This window comes from Mesorhizobium sp. M4A.F.Ca.ET.050.02.1.1, from assembly GCF_003997725.1.
In the GTDB taxonomy this organism is placed as follows: domain Bacteria; phylum Pseudomonadota; class Alphaproteobacteria; order Rhizobiales; family Rhizobiaceae; genus Mesorhizobium.
In genome coordinates this window covers 1-4,060 of the sequence record NZ_RZSG01000552.1, presented here as the reverse complement: position 1 = coordinate 4,060, position 4,060 = coordinate 1, and the positions used below count along the sequence as shown (strand labels likewise).

The 4,060-nt window shown below is 66.6% G+C and carries 6 protein-coding genes; 2 read left to right on the top strand and 4 right to left on the bottom strand.

Annotation, left to right across the window (positions count from 1 at the left end):
- Positions 1–283: 283 nt before the first annotated feature.
- The 4 genes from EOA33_RS26680 to EOA33_RS26665 are packed head-to-tail and all read right to left on the bottom strand — an operon-like array spanning position 284 to position 2,646.
- Positions 284–625, bottom strand: coding sequence for a hypothetical protein (locus EOA33_RS26680; protein WP_126057942.1), 342 nt, complete (start codon positions 623–625; stop codon positions 284–286).
- Entirely contained in the window at positions 622–1,503 is an 882-nt protein-coding gene (locus EOA33_RS26675) for an NAD(P)-dependent oxidoreductase (protein ID WP_126057943.1), read from the bottom strand. Before EOA33_RS26675 ends, EOA33_RS26680 begins: the two co-directional genes overlap by 4 nt.
- Positions 1,500–1,991 carry a gluconokinase gene (locus EOA33_RS26670; protein WP_245482443.1) on the bottom strand — a complete coding sequence of 164 codons (492 nt, stop codon included), beginning with the start codon at positions 1,989–1,991 and terminating at the stop codon, positions 1,500–1,502. The genes EOA33_RS26675 and EOA33_RS26670 overlap by 4 nt, the downstream gene beginning before the upstream one ends.
- Before the next feature lie 13 nt (positions 1,992–2,004).
- On the bottom strand, positions 2,005–2,646 hold the full coding sequence (locus EOA33_RS26665; RefSeq protein ID WP_127406997.1) for an SDR family oxidoreductase: 642 nt from the start codon (positions 2,644–2,646) through the stop codon (positions 2,005–2,007).
- A gap of 78 nt (positions 2,647–2,724) precedes the next feature.
- Here EOA33_RS26665 and EOA33_RS26660 point away from each other — a divergent pair, with 78 nt between their 5' ends.
- Both EOA33_RS26660 and EOA33_RS26655 read left to right on the top strand, forming a co-directional pair.
- Positions 2,725–3,672 (top strand): 2-hydroxyacid dehydrogenase, encoded by a 948-nt coding sequence (locus EOA33_RS26660; RefSeq protein ID WP_126057946.1) that lies wholly within the window; start codon positions 2,725–2,727, stop codon positions 3,670–3,672.
- Between the two features lie 13 nt (positions 3,673–3,685).
- The coding region (locus tag EOA33_RS26655; protein ID WP_148670644.1) for an alcohol dehydrogenase catalytic domain-containing protein at positions 3,686–4,060 on the top strand (375 nt) is incomplete at its 3' end.

Below are 4,060 nucleotides of genomic sequence, written 5' to 3'. Positions count from 1 at the left end.
TCCTCGCACATCGCGAGCTACTCTACGAGCCCGTCAATCGCGAGTGGCGCGTTTTCGCGATTTCGGTCCGTCTTTCAGCCGGCGGACCAAAGGCTCCGGAAGCGCCGCCGCCTGAGCCTCCGCAGGTCTCCCGAGAGCCACCTCGAGCGCCGACCGTCGCTGTCTTTCCCGCAATCCGAAAGCAGGCAAATAGCCGAGGGTCTCCGCCGGTCAGTCGTTGCTGGTCATCGCCACAAATGTCGTGTCGCATCGCCAAGGCACCGCAGCCATTGTGCGGTGCCGGTCAATTCTCCGCCAGCGGAAACTCGTTGGCGATCGTGACATGGTGGTGGATGCGGCCCTCGAAATATCGGCCCAGCACCGCCTCGGTCGCGGCGCGCGATTCGGCGCGGGCGGGGCTGGCGAGGGCCGCGTCGACCGCCGCCAGGTCGCGGTAGTTGATCGCCAGGATCATCGGGAATTCCGGCGCGCCGTCGTCGCGCTTCTCGGCGAAGGAGACGCGGACATCGAGCGCGCCCGGGAAGGCTTTCCATTTGGGCAGGACGGTCTCGATCACGTCTCTGCGGAACGCTTCCGTCTGGCCGTCCTTCACCTTGCCCTCGAACAGTGCGTAGCGCGTAATCATTTGCCGTCCTCTTTGCGTTGGAAGAATTCCATCAGTGCGGCCTGGTCCTCGCCGCCCAGTCCGGCGGCCGTCAGCAGCCGATGCACCTCGGCGCAGACTGCTGTCAGCGGCATCGCGGTGTGCGTGCGCCGCGCCAAATCCTGGGCGGCGTTGAGGTCCTTCACCATGTTGTCAATGCGGCCGGTGCGGCGGTAGTCGCGGGTGGCGAAGCGCGGCAGGTACTCCTGCAGGATGGCGCTGTCGGCGCGGCCGCCCTTCAGCGCCTGCGGGATCTTGAGCACGTCGACGCCGGCGTCGAGCGCCAGGCGGGTCGCTTCCGCCACGGCCATGAAATTCAGCGCGCACAGCACCTGGTTGATCAGCTTGGTCGTCTGGCCGGCGCCGGCCGGTCCCATATGGGTGTAGTTGCTCGCGACGTCGCGCAGCACGGCGTGGGCATCCGCAACGTCCTGTGCCTCGCCGCCAGCCATCAGCGTCAACTCGCCGATCAGCGCCTTGGGCGCACCGCCGGAGAGCGGACTGTCAACCCAGCGCAAACCCTTGTCGCTCGCATCGGCGGCCAGCTGGCGCGTCGCGTCGGGATCGATGGACGACATGTCGATGATCAGCGTGCCGGGCCTTGCGCCCGCAGCCACGCCGGCGTCGCCGAACACAGCGCGGCGCACGATCGCGGCTGAATTGAGGCTGAGGATGACATAATCCGCCGCGCCGGCCGCCTCGGCCGCGCTCGCCATCGCAGTCGCGCCCCTGGCGACCAGCGCCTCGACCTTGGCCTTGTCGAGGTCAAACACAGCGAGGCGATTGCCGGTGGCGAGCAGGCGCTCGCCGATCGCTCCGCCCATGGCGCCGGCGCCAATCAGTGCGACTCTGTTGGTCATGTCGGTCCTCCCGCCAGCCTGGCTGCTATGTCCGCGACGATCTCATCGAGCGGCGCAGCGATTGTCACCGCGATCGCATTCTCGTCCTTGCCCGGCACCTCCAGCGTCGCGAACTGGCTGTCGAGCAGGCTGGTGGGCATGAAGTGGCCGGTGCGCTCATGCATGCGCTTCGAAATCAGCTTGCGCGAACCGTCGAGATAGATGAACAGCACCGGCTCGCCTGCTTGCTCGGTGATGAAATCGCGATAGACGCGTTTCAGCGCCGAGCAGCCGACGATTACCGGCGCGGGCCGTTGCCGCAGCGTTTCGCCGACCTTGGCCAGCCAGGGCCACCTGTCGGCATCGTCGAGCGGAATGCCGGCGCTGATCTTGGCGATGTTGGCCTCAGGGTGCAGCTTGTCGCCATCGACGTATGTCGCCGAGATCGCATGGGCGAGCGCCTCGCCGACCGTCGTCTTGCCCGAACCGGTGACGCCCATGACCACCATGCGCGGCGGGGGATCAGATCGAAGCCGTGATGCCGCCGTCGACATAGAGAATGTGTCCATTGACAAAGGATGACGCATCGGAGGCTAGGAAGACGCAGGCGCCGACCAGTTCCTCGACCTGGCCCCAGCGACCGGCCGGCGTACGCTTTTCGAGCCAGGCGCTGAATGCCGGGTCGGCGACGAGCGCCGCATTGAGCGGGGTGTCGAAATAGCCGGGCGCGATCGCGTTGCATTGCAGGCCATGCCTGGCCCAGTCGGTCGCCATGCCCTTGGTCAGGTTGCCGACCGCGCCCTTGGTCGCCGTATAGGGCGCGATGCCGGGGCGGGCGAGCGCGGTCTGGACGCTGGCGATGTTGATGATCTTGCCGCGGCCGCGCCCGATCATGTGCCGCGCCACGGCCTGGCCGACATGGAAGACGCTGGCGACATTGGTCTGCAGCAGGCGCTCGAAGGCGTCGGCGGGAAAGTCCTCGAGCGGCGTGCGGAACTGCATGCCGGCATTGTTGACCAGGATGTCGATCGACCCGCCGGCAAGCTCGAAAGCGTCAATGGCGCCGGCTTCGGCGAGGCCCTTGGCCAAGGCAAAGCCGATGCCTTGCGAGGAGCCGGTGACGAGCGCGGTGCGCTCGGTGAGATCGAACAGTTTGGACGACATTTTCCTGATTGCCTCTCGTCGCTGAGCGTCTTATGTTATCGATAACATCATCTGTCAAGTCAAGTGGAGCGAATAGCGATGCAGCGGCCTCACATCCTTCAGGTCGGACCCTATCCCGCATGGGACGAGGAGCCGCTCAACGAAGCCTTCACGGTGCATCGCTATTTCGCGGCCGACGACAAGCCGGCCTTCCTCGCGGAGGTAGGGCCGCTTGTGCGCGGCATAGCCACGCGCGGCGAGCTTGGCGCCAACCGCGCCATGATCGAGGCCTGCCCGTCGCTCGAACTCGTTTCCGTCTATGGCGTCGGTTTCGACGCGGTCGATCTCGTGGCCTGCCGGGAGCGCGGCGTGCGCGTCACCAACACGCCGGACGTGCTGACCAACGACGTCGCCGATCTCGGCATCGCCATGATGCTGTGCCTGTCGCGCGGCATGATCGGCGCGGAGCGCTGGGTGCGCGACGGCAGCTGGACGGCGAAGGGGCTCTATCCGCTCAAGCGCCGGGTCTGGGGACGGCGGGCCGGCGTGCTCGGCCTCGGCCGCATCGGCTATGAGGTGGCCAAGCGCCTTGCCGGCTTCGGCATGGACATCGCCTACAGCGATGTCGCGCCGAAGGAGTTTGCCGGCGATTGGGAGTTCCTCGCCGATCCCGTCGCGCTGGCCAGGCGTTCGGACTTCCTGTTCGTGACGCTTGCCGCGTCCGCCGCGACGCGCCACATCGTCAACGGCGAGGTGATCGCGGCGCTTGGCGAGGAAGGCATGCTGATCAACATCTCGCGCGCGTCCAACATCGACGAGGAAGCGCTGCTCGACGCCCTCGAGAACAAGGTGCTCGGCTCGGCCGCGCTCGACGTCTTCGAAGGCGAGCCGAATCTCAATCCACGCTTCCTCGCGCTCGACAACGTGCTTTTGCAGCCGCACCATGCCTCGGGCACGGTCGAAACGCGCAAGGCGATGGGCAGACTGGTGCGCGACAACCTCGCCGCTCATTTCGCCGGCCAGCCGCTCATCTCGCCGGTGCTGTAGGAGCTCGCTCACCATGAAGTCGATCGTCATCCACGCCGCCAAGGACCTGCGCATCGAGGACCGTTCCGTCGAGGAGCCGGGGCCGGGCCAGGTGCTGTTGCGTCTTGCCGCCGGCGGTATCTGCGGCAGCGACCTGCACTACTACAATCATGGCGGCTTCGGAACTGTGCGCCTGAAGGAGCCGATGATCCTCGGCCACGAGGTCTCCGGCCTGATCGAGAAGATCGGTTCCGGCGTCAGCGGGCTGGAGCCCGGCCAACTGGTCGCGGTCTCGCCGTCGCGGCCCTGCTACAGCTGCCGATACTGCCGCGAGGGGATGCATAACCAGTGCCTCAACATGCGCTTCTACGGCAGCGCCATGCCATTCCCGCACATCCAGGGCGCGTTC